This is a genomic window from Pseudomonas fuscovaginae SE-1 (assembly GCF_000364705.1).
Classification (GTDB): domain Bacteria; phylum Pseudomonadota; class Gammaproteobacteria; order Pseudomonadales; family Pseudomonadaceae; genus Aquipseudomonas; species Aquipseudomonas fuscovaginae_A.
In genome coordinates this window covers 1-20911 of the sequence record NZ_AQOH01000264.1, presented here as the reverse complement: position 1 = coordinate 20911, position 20911 = coordinate 1, and the positions used below count along the sequence as shown (strand labels likewise).

Here is a 20911-nt window from a genome sequence, read left to right as displayed (position 1 = left end):
GGTGGCGGCGCCTCCCTGCCGCAGCTGTTCCAGTTGCTGATAGAACTGGCCGAGGCCGACTCCAACGTTCCGCAAGCCCTGCGCGGCCATTTCGCCTTTGCCGAGGACCGCCTGAACGCGGCGCCCGGCCCCAACCGCGACCTATGGTTCAAGCGTTTCGTCGACGGCGACATCGTTGGCTGCGCCTGGACCGAGATCGGCAACGTCGCCATCGGCGACGTGGTGACCCAGGTTTCGCCGGACGGTGAACAGTGGCGCCTCAACGGCGAGAAGTTCTACAGCACCGGCAGCCTCTTTGCCGACTGGATCGACGTCTACGCCCGCCGCAGCGATACCGGCGGCGACGTGATCGCCGCCGTGCGTGCGCGCCAGCCGGGCGTCGAGCACAGCGACGACTGGGACGGTTTCGGCCAGCGCACCACCGGCAGCGGCACCTCGCGGTTCGTCGACGCGCCGGTGGAAAAGGAGCATGTGATCGACTTCGCCAGCCGCTTCAAGTACCAGACGGCGTTCTACCAACTGGTGCTGCTGGCGACCCTGGCCGGTATCGGTCGCGCGGCGCTCAGGGAGGTGGCGCAGCAGGTGCGCGAGCGCAAGCGCATCTACAGCCACGGCAATGCCCAGCGGGTCAGCGAGGATGCCCAGGTGCAGCAGGTGGTCGGCGAGGTCGCCGCGCGGGTGTATGCCGCCGAGGCCGCCGCGGTACGTGCGGCGCAGCCGGCACAGCGGGCTTACCTGGCACGGTTCGGCGGCGATGCCGAGCTGGAGCGGCAGGCCAACATCGACGCGGAAATCGAGTCGGCCACGGCGCAGGTGGTGGTGTCGGAGCTCATCCAGCGTGCCACCAGCGAGCTGTTCAATGCCCTCGGCGCCTCCGACGTCCGCCAGGGCAAGGCACTGGATCGTCATTGGCGCAACGCGCGCACGGTGTCGTCGCATAACCCGGTGATCTACAAGGCACGCATCGTTGGCGACTGGGCGATCAATGGCACCGAGCCGCCGTTCGTCTGGCAGATCGGCAACGGGCCGGCCAACGACTGAGAAGATCCAGGGGATGGGTAGCGTCCCTTTTTCGGGTAAATCCGGCTCCCACTGTAGATAGACCGATCGCTCCCACGCTCCGCGTGGGAATGCCTCTCAGGACGCTCGGCGTCCGCTCTGGTGACGCAGAGCGTCACGGGCTGCGTTACCACGCGGAGCGTGGGAACGATCATCATCACCACAAGATTCGCGATGAAATCCGCGAGCCGGTAAGATGGCCGCCTTCCAGCGCCCTGGCGCCATCCTGCCGACCTAAGCCGATTCCATGCCTTTCGATCTCAGCGTAGACCTGACCACCCTCGCCATTCTTGCCGTCGTCGCCTTCATCGCCGGATTCATCGATGCCATCGCCGGCGGTGGTGGTCTGCTCACCACCCCGGCGCTGCTGACCGCCGGCCTGCCCCCCCACCTGGTACTGGGCACCAACAAACTCAGCTCGACCTTCGGCTCGGCCACCGCCAGCTTCACCTTCTACCGGCGCAAGCTGTTCCATCCGCGCCAGTGGAAGCTGGCGATCGTCGGTACCCTGGTCGGTGCGCTGATCGGCGCGGTCACCGCGCACTTCATGCCCGCCGAATGGCTGAACAAGATGCTCCCGGTGATCGTCTTCGCCTGCGGCCTGTACCTGCTGTTCGGCGGCACGCCCAAGGCACCGCTGGACAGCGACGCGCCGATCCGCAAGAAGTGGCAGTTCCCCCAGGGCTTCAGCCTGGGCTTCTACGATGGCGTGGCCGGACCGGGCACCGGCGCGTTCTGGACCGTCAGCAGCCTGCTGCTCTACCCCATCGACCTGGTCAAGGCCAGCGGCGTGGCGCGCAGCATGAATTTCGTCAGCAACATCGCCGCACTGTCGGTGTTCGTGTTTTCCGGCCAGGTCGACTGGATCATCGGCCTGTGCATGGGCGTTTCGGTGATGCTCGGCGCATTCTTCGGCGCCCGCACCGCCATCAGCGGCGGGGCGAAATTCATCCGCCCGGTGTTCATCACCGTGGTCCTCGGGCTGACCGTGCGCCTAGCCTGGCAGCACTGGTTCAGCGTGGCCTAACCGGCGCGCCACATACAGGTCGATCAGGTAGCGGGCGATCGACCTGGCGGCCGGCAGCGGCGGCAGTTCGCGGATGTTGAACCACTGCGCATCCTCGATCTCGTCAACCTGCGGCACGATCTCGCCACCGGCGTACTCGGCATGGAAACCGAGCATCATCGAGTGCGGGAACGGCCAGCACTGGCTGCCGACGTACTGGATATTGCTGACGTCCACCTGCACTTCCTCCCTGACCTCGCGGACCAGGCAATCCTCGGCCGACTCGCCCGGCTCGGCGAAACCGGCCAGGGTGCTGTAGACCCCCGGCACGAAGCGCGGCGAACGGGCCAGCAGCACTTCATCACCCCGGGTCACCAGCACGATCATGCTCGGTGAGATCCGCGGGTAGGCGCGCAGGTCGCAAGGCTGGCAATACATCGCCCGCTCGCCCGGCACCTGGCGGGTCGGCTGGCCGCAACAGCCACAGAAACGGTGCTCGCGGGCCCAAGTGCCGATCTGCGCGGCATAGCCGAGCATGCGGTAGGTGGTGAAGTCACCTTCGAGCATGAAGCGTCGCAGTCCCTGCCAGCGACAACCCGGTACCTCGGCCGTGGCCTTGAGCTCCAGCAGGTATACCGGCTCGCCATCGCGATGGCCGATGCCATGTTCGCAGAGCACCGGCAGGTCCTGGCGCTTGAGCCACTCGCGGGGGAACAGCACGCCGTTGTCATCCAGCAGGAATCCCTCGGGACCACGGGCCACGGCCCAGCCACCGGGTTGTTCGATATCCAGTACTGCGGTTGTCCAGCCTTGAGTCATTGCGGGTTCCTTGGGGACCGGGAAACCTTCCTCAGTCCAGAAATTCAGGTTTCTGCTTGCTCATGTGCGCCGCGATGGCCACACGCAGGTCGTTCGATTGCAACATGGCGGCGTTCCAGGTGGCAACGTATTCCAGGCCGTCGTCGATCCGGTGGTCGCGCATGTAACTGAGCATTTCCTTGGTGCCGGTCACGGCGATCGGCGACTTGCCGGCGATTTCCCGTGCCAGTGCCATCACACCGTCGAGCAGCGCGGCCTGATCAGGATAGACACGATTGACCAGGCCGATGCGCTGCGCCTCGTCCGCTCCGAACGCACGACCGGTGTAGGCCAGTTCACGCAGCATGCCGTCACCGATGATACGCGGCAAACGTTGCAAAGTGCCGACATCGGCAGCCATGCCGATATCCACTTCCTTGATCGAGAAATGCGCGTCCTCGGCGCAGTAGCGCATGTCACAGGCAGCGATCAGGTCGATGGCGCCGCCCAGGCAATACCCCTGGATCGCCGCCAGGACCGGCTTGCGGCAGTTGTCGACGGCATTGAAGGAGGCTTGCAACTGCAGGATCTTGCGTCGCAGCAGGCGGGCATTGCGGCCCACATCCTTGCCCAGTTCGTTGCCGACCGAGGCCAGCAGCATCAGGTCGATGCCGGAGGAAAAATGCTTGCCCGCGCCGCTCAGGACCACCACGCGGACTTCATCGGTGTCGTCGGCCCACTGGAAGATCTCGGTGATCTCGCTCCAGAACGCGGCGTTCATCGCATTGATCTTTTCCGGGCGGTTGATCCGCACGTGGGCGATGTTGTCGGCCAGTTCGACGCGGAAGGCTTGGTATTCGGACATGACGGGCATCCTTGGCAGGGCAGTGGAAGATTGGGGGAATATAGCAAGCAGGCCTGTCCGGCATAGGTAGCGGATATGCCAAAAGCCGGACTCGGGAGGGATGGCCGCCAGAGGCGGCCAGCCTCCACCAACCTAGCGAGGCCCCAGGATCCATTGCTCGATGGCCTGCGCCGCCCCATCCTCGGTGTTGCGGCCGGTCACCACATCCGCCTGCCGCTTGACCACCTCCTCGGCCTGGCCCATGGCAATCGCGAGGCCGGCCCGATGAAACATCGCCGGGTCGTTACCACCGTCACCGATCGCCGCCGTCTGCGCCAGCGGCACGTCGAGGAACCTGGCCAGGGTCACCAGCGCCTCGCCCTTGTTGGCCTTCATCGCGGTGATGTCCAGGTAGGCCGGTTGCGAGCGACTGGCCAACGCCTGGTCTGCGACCAATGGCTGCAACACCGTTTCCAGCTCGATCAACAGTTGCGCGTCGCCGCTGGCTCCGACGATCTTGTCGATGCGGTCCAGGTACGGTTCGAAGCTCTCCACCACCTTCGGTGGGTAACCGAGCGCATGCTGCTCCCGAGGGACCATCTTGCCGTGAGGATTACGCAACAGCCATTCGTTGTCGGCAAACACCCAGATCTCCACCTCTTCGTGCCGTGCCAGCAGCTCCAGCGTGCAGATCGCCGCCTCGCGCGGCACGTAATGGGTCACCAGGTAGCGGCCATCAGGATGCATCAGCGTGCCACCGTTGAACGCCGCCACCGGCAGATCGACGCCCAGGGCCTCGATCATTTCCCGCATCGCCCGGGGCGGGCGTCCGGTGGCCAGGCTGAAGAACACACCCGACGCCTTGAGCGCCTGTACCGCCTCGACGATACGCGGGCTGAGGCTGTGATCGGGAAGCAACAGGGTGCCGTCCATATCGCTGAGCAACAGGCGGATCGGGTACTGCACCGAGCCGCTCATCCGATACCGTGCCAGGCACGACCGTCGCGCGCCAACAGTTCATCGGCGGCTGCGGGGCCGTTCTCGCCGGCCTTGTAGGCCTGCACCTGGTTGTCCTCGCGCCAGGCGTCGAGAAACGGCTGCACCGCCCGCCAGCCGTTCTCGATGTTGTCGGCGCGCTGGAACAGCGTCTGGTCGCCGGTCAGGCAATCGTAGATCAGGGTCTCGTAGCCAGTGGACGGCTGCATCTCGAAGAAATCCTTGTAGGCGAACCCCAGCTCGATATTGGCCATGTCCAGTGCCGGCCCAGGGCGCTTGGCCAGCAGGTCGAACCACATGCCCTCGTTCGGCTGGATCTGGATCTTCAAGTAGGTCGGCTGCAGGCGTTCGACCTCGGTATCGCGAAACTGCGCATAGGGCGCCGGCTTGAAGCAGATGGCGATTTCCGTGTCGCGCACACTCATGCGCTTGCCGGTACGCAGGTAGAACGGCACGCCGACCCAGCGCCAGTTGTCGATCATCACCTTGAGTGCGACATAGGTTTCGGTGTTGCTGTCCGGCGCGACGTTGTTTTCTTCACGATAACCCGCGACAGCCTTGCCGGTCACCTCACCCGCGATGTACTGGCCGCGAACCGAGTTGGCCCGTGCCTCCTCGACACTCCACGGCCGGATCGCGCCTACCACCTTGGCCTTCTCACCACGCACCGCGTCGGCACCAAAGGCGGCCGGCGGCTCCATGGCAACCATCGCCAGCAACTGAAACAGGTGGTTGGGCACCATGTCACGCAGGGCTCCGGTGTGCTCGTAGAAACTGCCACGGGTTTCCACGCCAACGGTTTCCGCCGCGGTGATCTGCACATGGTCGATATAGTGGTTGTTCCAGAACGCCTCGAAGAGCACGTTGGAGAACCGGCTGACCAGGATGTTCTGCACGGTTTCCTTGCCCAGGTAATGGTCGATCCGGTAGATCTGCTTCTCGCTCATCACCTTGAGCAGGCAGGCGTTCAAGGCCTCGGCGGTCGCCAGGTCGGAGCCGAACGGCTTCTCGATCACCACCCGCCGGAACGCCTCGGGGGTCTCCTCGAGCAGGCCGGCAGCGCCCAGGCGCCGCGCCACTTCACTGAAGAAACGCGGCGCGGTGGCCAGGTAGAACACCGCGTTGCCGGTACCGCTGGCGGCAATCTTCGCGGCCAGCGCGGTGTAGGTCGAGTCGTCGAGGAAATCGCCCTGCACATAGCTGATGTTCTTCGCCAACTTGCGCCAGAGCGCGGCGTCCAGCGCCTGCTCCGGAGCCTTCCCGCTCTTGGCGGCGACCTCGGCACGGCTGAAGTCCTCCAGTTTCCTGGCGAACTCGGCGTCGGTGACCGCATTGTGGTCAACGCCGACGATATACAAGCCATCGTCGAGCAAACCGTCGCGGCTCAGGTTGTACAGCGCCGGCATCAGCAGGCGCTTGACCAGGTCACCGTGGGCACCGAACAGGAACAGCGTGGTCGGCGGGGCGGCCTCAACCTTGCTTTTCTTGCCGGTGGCCTTCATTTTTTCGGCGTCTCCACGTGGCCGCCGAAGCCGAAGCGCATCGCCGACAGCAGCTTGTCGCCATAGGTGCTCTGCTGGCGCGAACGGAAGCGGGCGAACAGCGAGCTGGACAGTACCGGTACCGGCACCGCCTGCTCGATCGCCGCCTCGATGGTCCAGCGGCCCTCGCCGCTGTCGGCCACGGCGCCGGAGTAATTGTCCAACTTCGGATCGGTGGCCAGCGCGTCGGCGGTCAGGTCCAGCAACCAGGAGGAGACCACGCTGCCACGGCGCCAGACCTCGGCGATATCACCCAGGTTCAGGTCGAAACGCTGGTCGGCCGGCAGGCTTTCGGAGTTCTTGGTCTTGAGGATGTCGAAACCTTCGGCGAAGGCCTGCATCATCCCGTATTCGATGCCGTTGTGGATCATCTTGACGAAGTGGCCAGAGCCCGGTGGGCCGGCATGGATGTAGCCACGTTCGGCACGGTCGTCGGCGGTCGGGCTGCGATCGCGGGTCCGCGGAATGTTGCCCAGGCCCGGGGCCAACGCATCGAACAGCGGATCGAGACGGCGCACCACCTCGGCGTCACCGCCGATCATCATGCAGTAGCCCCGCTCCAGGCCCCAGACGCCGCCGGAGGTACCGACGTCGATATAGTGGATGCCCTGCTGCGCCAGCTCCTGGCCACGACGGATATCGTCCTTGTAGTAGGTGTTGCCACCGTCGATGATCACATCGCCCGGCTGCAGCAGCTTGCCCAGTTCGGCAATGGTGTCCTCGGTGGGCGCCCCGGCCGGCAACATCACCCAGACCGCCCGCGGCGCGGCCAGCCCGGCGACCAGTGCCGGCAGGTCGGCGACACCGGTGGAACCTTCCTTGCTCAGGGCGGCAACGAAATCGGCATTGCGGTCGTAGACCACGGTTTCATGACCCTTGACCATCAGTCGCCGTGCGATATTGCCGCCCATGCGGCCCAGTCCGATGATTCCAAGTTGCATGTAGCGTTACTCCAGACGACGAGTTCGAAAAAACTCGAAAAAGATAAAGGCGACACCTTAGCCCACCGCGACGGCGTGTGTCCTGGCAAAGGTTAGTCAAATACGACGATGTTTGGTTCGCCGCGGCCGCCCACGACCCTCTTGTTACGCTCGAAGTCGCTCCCGAGACACGGCGACAACAAAAAATAAAAAAGTTCCCATACGATGAAAAAGAATCCAAAATTGTCTTGAACGAGCCCCCTGCCCCCGAACCGGCCGGATCGGCTCAACCGAAACAGACCCTTCGCGAGGTGAGCAATGGGTACGGTAGCCGCAGTACGTCCCCCACAAACCCTGTACGTCACGATCCGCCGCGATGAGCTGCGGCAATTGCAGGACGAGCGCGACGCGCTGCTGCTGCAGGTCGCGCAATTGCGCGAGGCCCTGCTGGGGCAGTCCCTGACGGCACAGACCCCGCTACCGCGACTGGGCAACTGAAAGCCCGCCCGCGACCGATCTCCCGCCCCGAAGGCGCGCCGCCGGCGCGCCTGACCCTGAACGTTTTTTTCACACGCCGTTACCGATACTCCAAGCCTTCCAGCCGTGCGCAATTCGTGCGGCCATTCCCCATGGCGACTTTTTCCCGATCCCATGGTTCAGTTGGCGATTGATTGGAGTGCTCGATGGCGTTGTTCGAACGCGGCAACAAGTCTGCGAAAGGTTTTGATTGGGCCGGGCTCGGCTGGATGTTCCTGTTCTTCTGGTACTTCTCGGGCATCACCCAGTTGCTGATCCAGTTGAGCGGCACTTCCGGCTTCTCCGGATTCCGCCAGGCTTTCTTCCTCAGCGCCCTCTGGCTGGCGCCGATGCTGTTGTTTCCGCGCCGCACGCGCCTGCTCAGTGCGCTGATCGGCCTGGTACTGTGGGCCTGCTCCCTGGCCAGCCTGGGCTATTTCTTCATCTATCAGCAGGAATTCTCGCAGAGCGTGATCTTCATCATGTTCGAGTCGAACCTGGCCGAGACCAGCGAGTACCTGACCCAGTACTTCCAGTGGTGGATCCTGTTGGCGCTGCTCGCCCACAGCGTCGTGGCATTCCTGCTCTGGACCCGCGTGCGCCCGGTGTACCTGCCGCGCGGCCAGGCATTGCTGGCGGCCACGGCGCTGCTGGTGTCGGTGATCGGCTATCCACTGGTCAGCCAGATCAACCGCAGTGCGACCCTGAAGGAAGGCCTGGAACGTTTCGAGAGCCGCATCGAGCCGGCAGTACCCTGGCAGATGGTGGTGGCCTACCGCAGCTATCGCGAACAACTGAACAACATGCAGGGCATGCTCGACAGCGTCAGCAGGATCCCGCCGCTGCACAACCTCAAGGACCGCCAGGCCGGCCTGCCGACCACCCTGGTGCTGGTCATCGGCGAGTCGACCAACCGCCAGCGCATGAGCCTGTACGGCTATCGCCGGGAAACCACGCCGAACCTGGACAAGCTCAGGGAGCAACTGGCGATCTTCGACAACGTGGTGACCCCGCGCCCCTACACCATCGAAGCTCTGCAACAGGTGCTGACCTTCGCCGACGAAGAAAACCCCGACCTGTACCTCAAGACTCCGTCGCTGGTCAGCGTCATGAAGCAGGCCGGCTACAAGACCTGGTGGATCACCAACCAGCAGACCATGACCAAGCGCAACACCATGCTCACGACCTTCTCCGAACAGGCCGACGAGCAGGTGTACCTGAACAACAACCGCAACCAGAACGCCCGCCAGTACGACGGCGATGTATTGGAACCGTTCAACAAGGCCCTGGCCGACAACGCGCCGCGCAAGCTGATCGTGGTTCATCTGCTGGGCACGCACATGAGCTACCAGTACCGCTACCCGCCGGCCTTCGAGAAATTCACCGACCGCAACGGCGCTCCGCCCGGCCTGAGCGATGACCAGCTGCCGACCTATAACAGCTACGACAATGCCGTGCTGTACAACGATTTCGTGGTATCGAGCCTGATCAAGGACTACGCCAAAACCGACCCGAACGGCTTCCTGCTCTACCTGTCGGACCACGGCGAAGACGTCTTCGACTCCGCCGGTCATGGCACCTTGGGCCGCAACGAGGCCAGGCCGACGGCACCGATGTACACCATTCCGTTCATCGCCTGGGCCTCGCCGAAATGGCGCGAAACCCATGACTGGAGCTTTGCTTCGGAGCTGAGCCGGCCCTACAGCAGCTCGCACCTGATCCACACCTGGACCGACCTGGCCGGCTTGAGCTTCGATGAGCAGGACCTGAGCAAAAGCGTGGTCAGCGATCGGTTCAAGACCCGACCGTTGCTGATCGGCGACCCCTATGCCCGTCCGCAGAAGGCCCTGATCGATTTCAGCCTGATCAAGCCCAAGCCGCAGGGGGATGTGGCGAAAAAATGAGGTTCGGGCCTGTTCTCGCGACTCGTGTGGGAACAGGCCATCTCCTCCGGCCACCCGATGGCTTCGGTTCAGACGGACACCGCCCCGGGAAATAACCGGCGAAAATTAAATCAACATCATCCAATTAAAATAACTTCATAATGTTTATTTAATCTTCCTGATATCCATCGAGCACACTTGAAGCTACTCAGCCGGCATCGAATCATCTTAATTACCAGTTAATATCACCCTCCTAGAGTTACATTGAATTTCAGATCGCCACGGCGACATTCTTTCGACAACTCAGGAAACATGAATCATGAAACTGCCTACCCTGCTGATTGCTGGCCTATTGTCCGCAACTTCTTTCGCGGCACTCGCCGAAGGCGGCTCGGATCGCGTCCGTGAACGCTGGGAGAACTTCCAGGCCAGCCAACAAACGGCTCGCGAGCAGGCCGCACAGAAGACACTGACCGCCCAGGCGCAAAAGAACGACGCCTCCCCGAACGAGGTGAAAGCGGTTCAGCAGCAACCGGAAACCTGATTCACCAATCGAGCTCCCGAGAACACCTCTGAATTGCTCCACAACTTTCTTGTGAGAGGTGTTTGCCTTTGGCGCCCTGTATTGGGCGCTCTTTTTTTGGATTCTGGCCAACTGCATCTTCGGGGAAATACCCGTTCTCGCGTTTGACTGATGTATTGGTTTCGCCCTGATGGACAATCAGACATGAAGTGAAACCTGAATGTTTTCGGCGATACGGCGGTCCCCGTATCAGGGCAGCCGATGATGTGCCCGGACCGGAGCGGCTACCGATCGGGTCTCGACGGCTTCACCGGCCGAACCGCTGCAACTGCATCTCATGCAGACGACTGAGGGTACGACGAAACGCAAACGCCAGGTAACCCTCGCTGTACAGGTCATCCAGTGGTACCTGGGCCGCGACGTACAGGGCCACCTTGCGGTCGTAGCACTCGTCCACCAGGGCGATGAAACGGCGCACGCTGTCATCGTGTATCGACAACTGCGGCAACTGACGGTCCCCGGCCTCGACCCGCTGCGCCGCATCCTCGGTGCCGCGGGCGATCCGACCGGGGCGCTGGCGGGCGCTGAGATTCGGCACCCCCTCGAGGAAGATCGCCGAATAACGATCGCACAGCGCCATGAAATCCATGGCTGCCAGGGGCTGCTCGCACAGATCGGCATAACGGCACCAGAGCGAGTTCGACGAGGCCCGCACCACCGCCAGAGTGCGATGCCCCATGGCGACCGGCTCGGTGGACAGCGGCTGCCCGGCGGTCAGCGCGTCGAAAGCCTGGGTGAAACCGCTCGAGCCCTCCAGCGGCACCACCCAGTAGCGCTGCAACCCGGCGCCCGGATGCAGGCGGTGATCCTCGCCACCATCGACGTCGACCACCGTCATGTGCCGCTCGATCGCGGCGATCGCCGGCAGGAAGCGCTCGCGGTTGAAACCATCGGCATACAACTGGCCCGGTGGCTGGTTGGAAGTGCAGACAATCACCACCCCCTCGTCGAACATCACCTGGAACAGCCGCCCGAGGATGATCGCATCGCCAATGTCGTTGACGAACAACTCGTCGAAACACAGCACCCGCACCTCGGCCGCCAGCTCACGGGCCAGGGCCTGCAACGGGTCGGCGATGCCGCTCAACTGGAAGGAGCGCTGGTGCACCCAGCCCATGAAGTGATGGAAATGCTGGCGCCGGGACGGCACGCCCAGGGTCTGGTGGAACTGATCCATCAGCCAGGTCTTGCCGCGCCCGACCGGCCCCCAGAGGTAGACGCCGCGGGGTACCTGCCCCCGCCGCAGCGCGGCCTGGCAGTGTTGCAACGCCTGCACCGCCTGCCACTGGGCGGGGTCATGGACAAAGCCCTGGGCGACGGCTCGCTGGTAGGCACTCAGGGTAGAATCGACAGTCATGGGTCGGGCCGTTGCTGGACAGGGCCCCGCAGTATGCCAGTTCGACTCAGCTGGAAATATCCAGCCGGGCGATCTTGCCCTGCTCGTTCAGGCGGAACGTGTAGCGCAACTCCACCGGGCTGCCGGGAAAGCTGCCCGAGACGAGCTTGCGCACCAGCACCTTGCCGGTGCGCTGGGCGACGTCGAGCACTTCGACCCGGGGCCGGTACTTGCGGCCGGTTTCATCCATCCATCGGGCAATCTCCAGGGTGCCGACCTGATGCCGGCCTTCGTCGAAGACATTCGCGTCCACGGCGAAAAAATCCTCGATCATCGAGGTGTCACGGGCATTGGCGGCGGTGATGTAGGCCTCGATAGCCGGGGCCAGGGATGAGGTTTTCATGGGGCACAGCTCCTTGCTGGTGGGACTGGCACCATCCTATGCCAGGCCCGCGTCAGTTTTTGTCAGGAGTGAACGGCTGGGTTTTCTGCTGTTGCTCGCAGGCCTGGTGCCAGCCGCGCAACAGGTCGCTGCGACGTCCCGGATAACGTTCGCCCCGCCCGCGGGCGGCTGCGATACGGTCGGTCCGAAAGGTCCGGTAGTCATTGCGCAGTTCGCACCAGGCGACGATCACCCGCACCTCGTTCAAGAACCCCAGGGCCAGCGGCCAGATCAGGCGCTGGCTGGGAACCTGGTTGGCATCGGCATAGTCGATGTACAGCTTGCTCTGCTGGCCGATCGCCTGGCGCAACACGCTCAGTGGCACGATGTTCTCCGGAAAGCCGTAACCGGCGGGCCCGGCCAGCACCGTGGGGTTGCGCAGAGCCTCCTGGGCCGCCGGCCCGAGCACTGCGCAAATCTTCGCCAATGCACCACAGGCGGCCTTGCCCAGTACATCGTCGCCGCGCTGATTGACGTACTGCAGGCCGAGCATGATCGCCTCGGCCTCGTCGGCATCGAGCATCAGCGGTGGCAGGAACAGGCCGCTGCGCAGCACATAGCCGATCCCTGCCTCACCCTGGATCGGCGCGCCCAGGGCAATCAGTTCGGCAATATCGCGATAGACCGTACGCTCGGAAATTTCCAGTTCATGGGCCAGGGCCGCCGCGGTAGCCGGGCGGCTACGGGCCCGCAGCACCTGCAGCAGCGTCAACAGACGGGAAGTACGGGACACGGTGGATTCAACCTGAACGGAAGCGGAGGTGGGCAGCCTAGCAGAGACTCCTGTCAGAAACTGTCAGGAGCCGCGACGCCCATGCTTTGCTGTATCGTGAGGAGGCCATTCATCCAGAGGACTTCTCATGCGCAAACTCCTCGGCCTGGGCCTGCTGCTCCTGACCCTCAGTGCCTGCGCGCTGTTATCCGGTCGCGACCCGTTGAATATCAATGTGGTCGGGATCGAGCCACTGCCCAGCCAGGACATGGAGATGCGCTTCGCCGTGACCCTGCGCCTGCAGAATCCCAACGAGACGGCCATTGCCTACAACGGTGTGGCCCTCGATCTGGAGGTGAACGACCAGCCGCTGGCCTCCGGCGTCAGCGATCGGCAGGGCACGCTGCAGCGGTTCTCCGAAACCACGCTGACGGTACCGGTCAGCGTCTCGGCCTTCTCCATGCTGCGCCAGACCCTCGGCCTGAGCCAGACGCGCAGCCTCGACGGCCTGCCCTATGTGCTGCGCGGCAAGCTGGCCGCGGGCCCCTTCGGCACGATGCGCTTCGTCGAACGGGGTCGCCTGGACCTGCCGGGCGCCAATGGCAGCCGCTGGTGAGCCAGAACCTGCAGAACAACACGGAAGGCTGTTATAACCAGCCTCTGGACTTCCACCCGGGACGGCACGCTTCATGGACAGATACCCCACCCTGCACAGCGAACGGCTGATCCTGCAACCGCTGACACTGGCCGACGCCCCAGCCGTCCAGCAACTGTTCCCGCACTGGGAAGTGGTGCGCTACCTCAACGCCCTGGTGCCCTGGCCCTATCCGGACGACGGCGCCTCGAGCTATCTGCGCGATATCGCGCTGCCCGCCGTCGAGCGCGGCGAGGAATGGCACTGGTCGCTGCGCCTGAAGACGGCGCCGAAGCAGTTGATCGGCTCCATCAGCCTGATGAACGAAACCGACAATAACCGCGGTTTCTGGCTCGCACCACAGTGGCAGGGCCTGGGCCTGATGAGCGAAGCCAGCCGCGTGGTGACCCACTACTGGTTCGAAGTGCTCGACCGGCCGCTGCTGCGCGTGCCCAAGGCTGCGCCCAACCTGGCCTCGCGGCGGGTTTCGGAGCGTGAAGGCATGCGCCTGGTGCGCAGCGAAGAACGCGACTTCGTCAGCGGGCGACTGCCCTGTGATGTCTGGGAAATCACCCGTGAGGAATGGCGACGGGGCGGTCTGTCGCGTCAGTCCTGAATGAAGCGCACGCCGGGCTTGGCCCGCTCGTCCACCCGCAGTTCGAACACATCCGGGCGCGAATAGTGACCGGTGACGTCGAAATCATAGCGGGCCCGTACCAGTTCGTCGGTGTCGATCTCGGCGGTCAGCAGGCCGGCTTCACCCACCAGCGGACCGGCCAGCACATCGCCCATCGGCCCGACGATCAGGCTGCCACCGTTGATCAGCGGGCGCTCGTCCGGCCAGTTCTCGACACGGCTGCCCAGCGCCGCCGGTGACGGCTGGACCTGGCAGGCGGTGACCACGAAGCAACGCCCCTCGCAGGCGACGTGGCGCATGGTCACCCGCCACATTTCCCGCTCATCCACCGTGGGCGCGCACCAGATGTCCACGCCCTTGGCGTACATCGCGGTGCGCAGCAGCGGCATGTAGTTTTCCCAGCAGACCGCCGAACCGAGCCGCCCGGGCTTGCCCTGCACCACCGGCAGGGTCGAACCGTCGCCCTTGCCCCAGATCAGCCGCTCGGTACCGGTCGGCATCAACTTGCGGTGCCGGGCCACCAGGCCGGCCTGTGGGTCGAAGAACAGCACGGTGCAGAACAGGCTGTGGCCGTTGCGTTCGATCACGCCGAGCACCAGGTTGGCTCCGGTGCGGGCGGACAACCCGGCCAGCGCCTCGGTTTCCGGCCCCGGTACGTCGATCGCATTGGCGTGATAGCGAGCGAACGCCTCGCGACCTTCCGGCAGGCGGTAGCCCAGCTGGGTGCCGAAGGTCTCGCCTTTCGGGTAGCCACCGAGCAGCGCTTCGGGCATCACCACCAGGCAGGCGCCGGATTCGATGATCGCCTCTTCATAGGACAGGATCTGTTCCAGGGTCTCGCCCTTGCCACCCGGCAAGGAGCCGATCTGCAAGGCGGCAACGATGGATTTGGACATCAGCGGTTCTCCATGACGTAGGTTCGTGTTGCAGATTGTCGGGGCGAAGCCGATCATGAATAAAGACCAACTCATCACTGAATGATATGAACAGCACGAATATCAAGACCCTGGACTTGAACCTGCTCAAGGTCTTCGAAGCCCTGCACGATGAATCCAGCGCCAGCCGCGCGGCCGTGCGTCTGGGCGTCACCCAATCGGCCATCAGCGCCGCCCTGCGCCGGCTGCGCGAGGTCTATGGCGACCCGCTGTTCGTGCGCACCGGTCGAGGGCTGGCCCCGACCCTGTGCGCCGACCAGCTCAAGCCGGTGATCAGCGAAGCCCTGAACAAGTGCCGGCAAAGCCTGGCGCTGGTCGACCCGCAAGCCCGGCACTACGAGGGGCGCTCGGTGATCATCGGGCTGTCGGACGATTTCGAGATCGCCTACGGTCGCCGCCTGATGGAGCTGATCGCGGCCCATGCGCCGCGCCTGCGCCTGATCTTCCGCCAGACCCACAGCCAGATCGTCGGCGAAGGCCTGCTGCAGCGCCAGTTCGATCTGGCCATCACCGCTGGCGGCTTCGCCGAGCGCCTGCTCAGCCGCCGTGTCCTGGGCGAAGGCGACTACCGTTGCCTGGTCGACCCGCGGAGCCTGGAGGCCGGCCAGACCGGGCTGAGCCTGGAGCAGTTCGTCGCCCGCGAGCATATCCTGGTGTCGTCAGGCGGCTTCATCGGCATCACCGACGAGGCGCTGGCCGGCCTGGGGCTGAGCCGGCACGTCAGTGCATCGACCAGCCATTTCGCGGCTTTGCCCTACCTGCTCAAGGGCAGCCAGGCGGTCGCCACCATTCCGGCCCATGCCGCCCGGGCCATCTCCGAACTCGGCGGGCTGAGCCTGCTACCGTGCCCCATGCCCCTGCCGCGCTACCCGATCGAGCTGGGCTGGCGTACCAGCGCGTCCCTTGACCCGGCGGTGTTGAAGGTACAGTCGGCCATTTTTCAGTGTTTTCACATTCCATGAGTCATAATGGAAATCCGACCACCCGCCGGTTTTTCAGGACAATCCGAAGAAAAATTCAACCCGAACTGACATGCATTTGCCATCTAGTGTTCTCGGCAGACACCAGGGAAGGGTAGAATGTAGGAAATAGGGAAGAGTCAATGACAGAGCAGCCCCTCTCAGAAGCCGAGTACGACGCAATCACCGATGCCGCCGCGCACTGGTGCATGCGTCTGCATGAGCAGGACTGTACGGCAGCCGAGCGTGCGGAGTTCGACGCCTGGCTCAAGGCCGATCCGCTGCACGCCAGCGAATACGAGGCCATGCTGGAAATCTGGGACGTCGCCGAGCACCTGCCACGTCCCCCCCAGGCCGAAGTCATTCCACTGCCGGTCAAGCGCCGCACCTGGTCGCGTCATGGCGTGGCCGCCAGCAGCCTGTTGGCCATTCCCCTGGCCGGCTACATTGGCTGGAGCCTGGGCTGGATACCCACGTCCTACCAGACCTTCGAAGCCGGCAACCAGGTCGAGCACGTCACCCTTGCCGATGGCAGCCAGGTGGAACTGAACCTGGGCAGCCAACTGACCTACAGCAATTACAGGGATCAACGGCGGGTCACCCTGAAGAAAGGCGAAGCCTTTTTCGACGTCAGCCATGACGCCGAGCATCCCTTCGTGGTGAAGGCCGCCAAGGGCCAGATCCGCGTCACCGGCACCCGGTTCAACGTCTGGATGTATGAAGACCAGGTGCGGGTGACCTTGCTGCAAGGTTCGGTGCTGGTCAGCAGCGACAGCCGCCAGCCGAGTGGCTATCGCCTCGACCCGGGCATGCAGGCGCGCTACAAGGCTGGCGACTTCGAACCGCAGATCAGCCAGACCTATGCCAACGACACGTCACTGGCCTGGCGCAACGGCAAGTTGATCCTCGACAACCTGAGCCTGGCCGATGCCCTGCCGCTGATCAACCGCTACCTGGCCACCCCCGTGCTGCTGGCCGATCCGGCCACCGGCGGGATTCGTATCGGCGGGATCTACAGCACCGCTGAAGTGAAGAAACTGGTCACCTCCCTGCCCAAGGTTCTGCCGGTCTACCTGACCCAGAACAAGGACGGCAATCCGGTGCTCAACTCCATCCCGCAGGAAAAGCCCAAGGCCTGACGAGCCTAGACTTCCTGCTACAGCACGGCCAGTGCTGTGTGAACACGGTCTGTGCCTGTTGGAGCCAACCGTTTTCAGCTGACTGCCGATACCCGGCAGGCCAGGCTTGCGCAAGTGCGGCGCTGTTCACCTGCTGTCTTGCCAGCGAAGGCAGTCTGGGGCGCACCAGAGACCTCGCCGGCAATCCCGTTCCCACAGCGTGGCAGTAGCACTATCGCAAGGCCTGCCTCAGTACTTCTCGCCAATCACCTGCAGCCGATACTCCTTGTCAGCCCTGATCTGCTCCTCGGTAAACGGCAGCATACTCCAGGCCTTCTGCGAGAACGCCTCGGTCTGGTCACGAAAATGCGCCGAAGCCGGATCGCTGGACAATGACGGCGCCAGCAGGCCCACCGCTCGTGGCCCCTGCTCATCGAAGCTGACCACCTGCAGATAGCTGGTGCCGCTGATCACCTCCCGCTTGCCGCCCTCGGCGGGCACACTCTGGATCGCGTTATACACGCCCAGCGTCGACGGCCCGCCATGCACCGATACCGGGTGCCCGCCCAGGCCAGCCTGCTGGACATCGCCCCAATGCGTGTCAGCCGTCAGTCCCGCCTTGTCCACGCTCGCCACCGACGCCAGCATCGCCTCGCGCACGGCCCTGGCCACTTCCGCACGCCCGATGTTCAGCCCGCGCGGCGTATGCCGGGGGTTGGCCGGGTCGAACCTGATGCGCCAGATATCCTCCTGTTCGAGCAACTGCGCCATGACATTCTGGAAGTGCACGAAGCCCACGCCGCTATCCAGGTTGGCCCGTTGGTCCCAGCCCTTGAGACTGGCACACAGTGGCGCCAGGGTCGCGGCGTCCACCCCCAGGTCCGCACTGCAGAACCGCAGCAGATCCGGCAACACCTGGCTGGCGAGGTAGACCTGATTGTCCATTACCATCGCCTGCAGGTCCTCGACCTTGACCGGCCCAGCCTGGTTCAAGCGCTCCAGGCGCTCCAGGGCGAAACGTGCGCGGGGCCCCAACGGCTGGTCCTCGCGACTGATCAACGGCGAAAAGCCCTTGAGCGGCGCCACCGGGTTGACCATCCACGCCGAGTCGTTGGAGTTCTGCACATAGTCGCCGCGCTCCAGTTGCGGCAGGCGGTTCGCCGGGAAAATCCCCTTCTGCGCGGCATTCGCAGCGACACGCCAGGCACAGCCACGGCGCGAACCGTCGAGCACGATCATCTCGTAGCCGACACGCGGATCGCTGCACTCGCGCAACTGGTCGGCGTCCACGTTCGGCACCACCGACAAATTCATGTACAGCGCCTGCCCACGGTCATCCACCGCCAGGGTGTTGACCCACGGAATCCCCTGGATCCGGTGTACCGCCGCCTGGAACGCCTCGAGGCTGTCGGCGCGATTCATTTCAGCCCACTGCCGCAGCACCCGATCGTTGTCCTGGTTGGCATCACGCAGACTGAACGCCACCTCCCGGTTCCAGTCGAGCTTGCCCGGCCATTGCACCACGGGGCCGAAAACCGAGCTGTAGATCTGCCGCGAGACCGGCTTCAGACTGCCGTCCTCCTGCCTGACCTGGACGGTCACCTGGAGCTTGTCCATGGCCGTGGACTTGCCATCGAGCAGGTAGCGGGTCGGGTCCTTGGGGTCCAGTTGCAGGCGATACAGGGTGAAGTGCCTGGAGGTATCGACCGTATGGGTCCAGGCCAGGTGCCGGCTGAAACCGATGTTGATCAGCGGCAGGCCAGGCAGCGCCGCGCCCATCACATCGAGCCGGCCGGGGATGGTCAGGTGCATCTGGTAAAAACGCATGCCGCCGACCCACGGGAAATGCGGATTGCCCAGCAACAGGCCGCGACCGTTGAACGAGCGCTCGCCACCGATCGCCACACCGTTGCTGCCACGGTCCAGGGCGAACCGCTGCATGCGCGCGGCAGCCACCTGGAACGCCGGCGACGGCCGTTGCGCGGTCTGTTCGGGTGGAGTAGCCGCAGCCAGGGCCTCGACGAACTGCCCGACGCCGCCCTCGACCAGCAGACGGCGGGTCAGCTTGACCTGGTCGAGCACGGTGATCGGCCGTACCCAGCCACCCTGGCATTGCCCCGGCAGCCCTTCGGCCTGGCGCTCGCGCAACAGGCGGTTGTAACCGGCGACATAGCCCTCGACCCGCTGTTTGATTTCCGGGGTCTGCGCCTGCCAGAACGAGGACACCGCCGCCGGCGTATTGAACCAGTTGAAGAACAGGTCACTGGCGAGATTGTCCCGCTGCTCGATCGTCGTCTCGTGGGGGCCGAAGAACTTCGAGCGTTCGCCATTGACCGTGACGATTTCATTGGCCAGCAGGCACAGGTTGTCCTGGGCATAGGCATAGCCGATGCCATAGCCCAGGCCACGTTCGTCGGTGGCCCGGATATGCGGGACACCGAAGGTGGTACGGCGGATATCGGCACTCAGTTGAACCCCTTGGGTATCCGCCACCTGGGAACGGGCCTGGACGCCGACGCTCAGGCCGATCAACAACGTTGCAAGACAATACCTGGGAAATGGCCGGGAAATGATCACGCAGACTCCTGATAAGACCGTCGAATACCAGGCCGCGCGGGGCTGAATCAGATCCGGGCGCCTGGAAAAACCGGCGCCCACGCCAAAGCACAGGGCAGCCGATGCCTGCCCTTGGAAACGAATGGAACTGCAAAAATTTAGCCGGTCAGACAGCTGCGGTTCAGCCCTGAAACATGGCCGTGACCTGATGCCGACAAATTTTCGACATATGAGGCTTCATGATTTATCCGTCTCGTTCGTCTTTATTCAAAGAGAGCAGATTTCACTTTCCTGATCAGCCTCTGAAAAGGAGTTTTTCGCATGTACGACCAGCACAGGCCAACGGACGGTATTTCCTTGCAACGCGATCCAACCTACAGCTCGGGCGCCATGTTTGCCAAACCTGCCGAGCGCAATGGCAACGAGCGTATTCGCCAACTGCTCAAGCACTTCGGCCTGCGCACCAGCCTGATCCGCCTGAAGGTGATCGATGCCCTGCTCAACGCCGAAGGCGGCCCGCGACGCCTGGGCGTGCGTGGTGTTCACGGCCACCTGCTGGAACTGGACATTCCGTTGTCCTTTCTCAGTGTGCGCGAAGTGCTCAAGCGCCTGTGCGGCGAAGGTGTCGTGGTGCTCAACGGCGACAAGACCTACAGCCTGCACCCCGATGCCCTGGTGGCACTGGAACAGCAGGATTGAACACCGGTCAACGCGGTTCCGGCTCGCCGCGTTTTTACCCAGCCTAGCGACACCACCGCAGCCGGCCGGCCGCCGCCGGGATGGTGCCCGCCGCCCTCAACGCTTCAAGGCTTGACCTTGCGGCGCATCACGCCGTTGATGATCACCACCACCACCGCCACGCCAATCGCGATGTACTGGAACAGCTTCTCGCTGATCACGCCGGCGTTCTGCAGGTAGGTGAGACCGAACATGATCCCCAGCACTACCAGGACGACCAGAATCGAGTATTTCAAACGTTGTGCCTGGGTCATTGCATGTATCCTGAAAACAGCCTGAAACGCACAGGCCTGGAGTGAAATGTATCCGCCTTGTATCGTCTTTCATGCCAAGCACCTACAGCGCCCGACGAATAAGCCGACCAAAACGCAGTCTCATGATACAGGCGAGCATGAGTTTTCGCTGCCCGCCTTTAACCATGAGGATGTGTCCATGTTTCGTCGAATCACACTGCTGATTCCTGCGTTGATCCTGTTGTCACTGAGCGGCTGCATCATCATGCCGCGCGATCACGGCGGCTGGCATGACCACCGCTACTACGGCGGCGGCCCCGGCTATTACGGTGGCGGCCCTGGTTACTACCACCGCTGACATCCACGGGTGAGCCAACGGCTCACCCTTTTCGTTTCTGCTCCCTCCTCTCTCATCGCTTGAAACCGATACCCGGCCGGGCACACACCTCCACCAGCCAGTCGACG

The 20911-nt window shown here is 63.8% G+C and carries 22 protein-coding genes; 11 read left to right on the top strand and 11 right to left on the bottom strand.

Annotated features, from left to right (window positions below; all coding sequences use genetic code 11):
* Window positions 1–1041, top strand: a 1041-nt coding sequence (locus K675_RS0121625) for an acyl-CoA dehydrogenase family protein (protein ID WP_017905560.1), incomplete at its 5' end; no start/stop codon positions are given.
* A gap of 265 nt (window positions 1042–1306) precedes the next feature.
* On the top strand, window positions 1307–2086 hold the full coding sequence (locus K675_RS0121620; protein WP_017905559.1) for a TSUP family transporter: 780 nt from the start codon (window positions 1307–1309) through the stop codon (window positions 2084–2086).
* On the opposite strand, the gene nudC is transcribed toward K675_RS0121620, so the two are convergent.
* From nudC to gnd, 5 genes are all read right to left on the bottom strand, one after another.
* Complete coding sequence (gene nudC, locus K675_RS0121615; RefSeq protein WP_017905558.1) at window positions 2054–2884, bottom strand: NAD(+) diphosphatase; 831 nt, start codon at window positions 2882–2884, stop codon at window positions 2054–2056. The genes K675_RS0121620 and nudC overlap by 33 nt on opposite strands.
* A 31-nt stretch (window positions 2885–2915) precedes the next feature.
* Window positions 2916–3728 carry a crotonase/enoyl-CoA hydratase family protein gene (locus K675_RS0121610; RefSeq protein WP_017905557.1) on the bottom strand — a complete coding sequence of 271 codons (813 nt, stop codon included), beginning with the start codon at window positions 3726–3728 and terminating at the stop codon, window positions 2916–2918.
* Window positions 3729–3860: 132 nt separating this feature from the next.
* Window positions 3861–4685, bottom strand: coding sequence for a Cof-type HAD-IIB family hydrolase (locus K675_RS0121605; protein WP_017905556.1), 825 nt, complete (start codon window positions 4683–4685; stop codon window positions 3861–3863).
* Window positions 4682–6205, bottom strand: coding sequence for a glucose-6-phosphate dehydrogenase (gene zwf / locus K675_RS0121600; RefSeq protein WP_017905555.1), 1524 nt, complete (start codon window positions 6203–6205; stop codon window positions 4682–4684). The genes K675_RS0121605 and zwf overlap by 4 nt, the downstream gene beginning before the upstream one ends.
* A complete protein-coding gene (gene gnd, locus K675_RS0121595; RefSeq protein ID WP_017905554.1) occupies window positions 6202–7185 on the bottom strand; it encodes a phosphogluconate dehydrogenase (NAD(+)-dependent, decarboxylating) in 984 nt (327 codons plus the stop codon). The genes zwf and gnd overlap by 4 nt, the downstream gene beginning before the upstream one ends.
* A 297-nt stretch (window positions 7186–7482) precedes the next feature.
* Here gnd and K675_RS0121590 point away from each other — a divergent pair, with 297 nt between their 5' ends.
* From K675_RS0121590 to K675_RS0121580, 3 genes are all read left to right on the top strand, one after another.
* Window positions 7483–7662 (top strand): DUF6026 family protein, encoded by a 180-nt coding sequence (locus K675_RS0121590; protein ID WP_017905553.1) that lies wholly within the window; start codon window positions 7483–7485, stop codon window positions 7660–7662.
* 185 nt (window positions 7663–7847) lie between these two features.
* A complete protein-coding gene (locus K675_RS0121585; RefSeq protein WP_017905552.1) occupies window positions 7848–9584 on the top strand; it encodes a phosphoethanolamine transferase CptA in 1737 nt (578 codons plus the stop codon).
* Window positions 9585–9882: 298 nt separating this feature from the next.
* Window positions 9883–10107 (top strand): co-regulatory protein PtrA N-terminal domain-containing protein, encoded by a 225-nt coding sequence (locus K675_RS0121580; RefSeq protein ID WP_017905551.1) that lies wholly within the window; start codon window positions 9883–9885, stop codon window positions 10105–10107.
* Window positions 10108–10393: 286 nt separating this feature from the next.
* On the opposite strand, the gene zapE is transcribed toward K675_RS0121580, so the two are convergent.
* The 3 genes from zapE to K675_RS0121565 are packed head-to-tail and all read right to left on the bottom strand — an operon-like array spanning window position 10394 to window position 12657.
* Window positions 10394–11503, bottom strand: a complete 1110-nt coding sequence (gene zapE, locus K675_RS0121575; protein ID WP_017905550.1) for a cell division protein ZapE — start codon at window positions 11501–11503, stop codon at window positions 10394–10396.
* 46 nt (window positions 11504–11549) lie between these two features.
* Window positions 11550–11885, bottom strand: coding sequence for a nuclear transport factor 2 family protein (locus K675_RS0121570; protein ID WP_017905549.1), 336 nt, complete (start codon window positions 11883–11885; stop codon window positions 11550–11552).
* 52 nt (window positions 11886–11937) lie between these two features.
* On the bottom strand, window positions 11938–12657 hold the full coding sequence (locus tag K675_RS0121565; RefSeq protein WP_026145413.1) for a helix-turn-helix transcriptional regulator: 720 nt from the start codon (window positions 12655–12657) through the stop codon (window positions 11938–11940).
* A 127-nt stretch (window positions 12658–12784) separates the two neighbouring features.
* Between K675_RS0121565 and K675_RS0121560 the strand changes: the two genes are divergently transcribed.
* Together K675_RS0121560 and K675_RS0121555 are read left to right on the top strand one after the other, a co-directional pair.
* On the top strand, window positions 12785–13252 hold the full coding sequence (locus tag K675_RS0121560; RefSeq protein WP_017905547.1) for an LEA type 2 family protein: 468 nt from the start codon (window positions 12785–12787) through the stop codon (window positions 13250–13252).
* A 73-nt stretch (window positions 13253–13325) separates the two neighbouring features.
* Window positions 13326–13886 (top strand): GNAT family N-acetyltransferase, encoded by a 561-nt coding sequence (locus K675_RS0121555; RefSeq protein WP_017905546.1) that lies wholly within the window; start codon window positions 13326–13328, stop codon window positions 13884–13886.
* Here K675_RS0121555 and K675_RS0121550 read toward each other — a convergent pair.
* The gene (locus K675_RS0121550; protein ID WP_017905545.1) at window positions 13877–14803 is read right to left on the bottom strand and encodes a carbon-nitrogen hydrolase family protein; all 927 of its coding nucleotides are present in this window, start codon (window positions 14801–14803) and stop codon (window positions 13877–13879) included. The two genes, K675_RS0121555 and K675_RS0121550, sit on opposite strands and share 10 nt — an antisense overlap.
* 86 nt (window positions 14804–14889) lie before the next feature.
* On the opposite strand from K675_RS0121550, the gene K675_RS0121545 reads away from it, so the two are divergent.
* Entirely contained in the window at window positions 14890–15804 is a 915-nt protein-coding gene (locus K675_RS0121545; RefSeq protein ID WP_017905544.1) for a LysR family transcriptional regulator, read from the top strand.
* A gap of 140 nt (window positions 15805–15944) precedes the next feature.
* On the top strand, window positions 15945–16940 hold the full coding sequence (locus tag K675_RS0121540; RefSeq protein WP_017905543.1) for a FecR family protein: 996 nt from the start codon (window positions 15945–15947) through the stop codon (window positions 16938–16940).
* A gap of 228 nt (window positions 16941–17168) precedes the next feature.
* On the opposite strand, the gene K675_RS0121535 is transcribed toward K675_RS0121540, so the two are convergent.
* Complete coding sequence (locus K675_RS0121535; RefSeq protein WP_026145412.1) at window positions 17169–19496, bottom strand: acylase; 2328 nt, start codon at window positions 19494–19496, stop codon at window positions 17169–17171.
* Between the two features lie 300 nt (window positions 19497–19796).
* Here K675_RS0121535 and K675_RS0121530 point away from each other — a divergent pair, with 300 nt between their 5' ends.
* Window positions 19797–20174 (top strand): fe2+ zn2+ uptake regulation protein, encoded by a 378-nt coding sequence (locus tag K675_RS0121530; protein WP_017905541.1) that lies wholly within the window; start codon window positions 19797–19799, stop codon window positions 20172–20174.
* Window positions 20175–20278: 104 nt separating this feature from the next.
* Here K675_RS0121530 and K675_RS0121525 read toward each other — a convergent pair whose 3' ends face one another.
* Window positions 20279–20467, bottom strand: a complete 189-nt coding sequence (locus K675_RS0121525; protein WP_017905540.1) for a hypothetical protein — start codon at window positions 20465–20467, stop codon at window positions 20279–20281.
* A gap of 178 nt (window positions 20468–20645) precedes the next feature.
* Here K675_RS0121525 and K675_RS33435 point away from each other — a divergent pair, with 178 nt between their 5' ends.
* A complete protein-coding gene (locus K675_RS33435; protein WP_017905539.1) occupies window positions 20646–20804 on the top strand; it encodes a hypothetical protein in 159 nt (52 codons plus the stop codon).
* Window positions 20805–20911: the final 107 nt, after the last annotated feature.

Bases quoted from the DNA above. Each gene is read 5' to 3' on its own strand.
- K675_RS0121540 (WP_017905543.1), top strand. From the start codon at position 15,945: ATGACAGAGCAGCCCCTCTCAGAAGCCGAGTACGACGCAATCACCGAT.
- K675_RS0121530 (WP_017905541.1), top strand. From the start codon at position 19,797: ATGTACGACCAGCACAGGCCAACGGACGGTATTTCCTTGCAACGCGAT.
- K675_RS0121560 (WP_017905547.1), top strand. From the start codon at position 12,785: ATGCGCAAACTCCTCGGCCTGGGCCTGCTGCTCCTGACCCTCAGTGCC.
- K675_RS33435 (WP_017905539.1), top strand. From the start codon at position 20,646: ATGTTTCGTCGAATCACACTGCTGATTCCTGCGTTGATCCTGTTGTCA.
- zapE (WP_017905550.1), bottom strand. From the start codon at position 11,503: ATGACTGTCGATTCTACCCTGAGTGCCTACCAGCGAGCCGTCGCCCAG.
- nudC (WP_017905558.1), bottom strand. From the start codon at position 2,884: ATGACTCAAGGCTGGACAACCGCAGTACTGGATATCGAACAACCCGGT.
- gnd (WP_017905554.1), bottom strand. From the start codon at position 7,185: ATGCAACTTGGAATCATCGGACTGGGCCGCATGGGCGGCAATATCGCA.
- K675_RS0121620 (WP_017905559.1), top strand. From the start codon at position 1,307: ATGCCTTTCGATCTCAGCGTAGACCTGACCACCCTCGCCATTCTTGCC.
- K675_RS0121610 (WP_017905557.1), bottom strand. From the start codon at position 3,728: ATGTCCGAATACCAAGCCTTCCGCGTCGAACTGGCCGACAACATCGCC.
- K675_RS0121585 (WP_017905552.1), top strand. From the start codon at position 7,848: ATGGCGTTGTTCGAACGCGGCAACAAGTCTGCGAAAGGTTTTGATTGG.
- K675_RS0121570 (WP_017905549.1), bottom strand. From the start codon at position 11,885: ATGAAAACCTCATCCCTGGCCCCGGCTATCGAGGCCTACATCACCGCC.
- K675_RS0121580 (WP_017905551.1), top strand. From the start codon at position 9,883: ATGAAACTGCCTACCCTGCTGATTGCTGGCCTATTGTCCGCAACTTCT.
- K675_RS0121555 (WP_017905546.1), top strand. From the start codon at position 13,326: ATGGACAGATACCCCACCCTGCACAGCGAACGGCTGATCCTGCAACCG.
- K675_RS0121550 (WP_017905545.1), bottom strand. From the start codon at position 14,803: ATGTCCAAATCCATCGTTGCCGCCTTGCAGATCGGCTCCTTGCCGGGT.
- zwf (WP_017905555.1), bottom strand. From the start codon at position 6,205: ATGAAGGCCACCGGCAAGAAAAGCAAGGTTGAGGCCGCCCCGCCGACC.
- K675_RS0121525 (WP_017905540.1), bottom strand. From the start codon at position 20,467: ATGACCCAGGCACAACGTTTGAAATACTCGATTCTGGTCGTCCTGGTA.
- K675_RS0121605 (WP_017905556.1), bottom strand. From the start codon at position 4,685: ATGAGCGGCTCGGTGCAGTACCCGATCCGCCTGTTGCTCAGCGATATG.
- K675_RS0121545 (WP_017905544.1), top strand. From the start codon at position 14,890: ATGAACAGCACGAATATCAAGACCCTGGACTTGAACCTGCTCAAGGTC.
- K675_RS0121590 (WP_017905553.1), top strand. From the start codon at position 7,483: ATGGGTACGGTAGCCGCAGTACGTCCCCCACAAACCCTGTACGTCACG.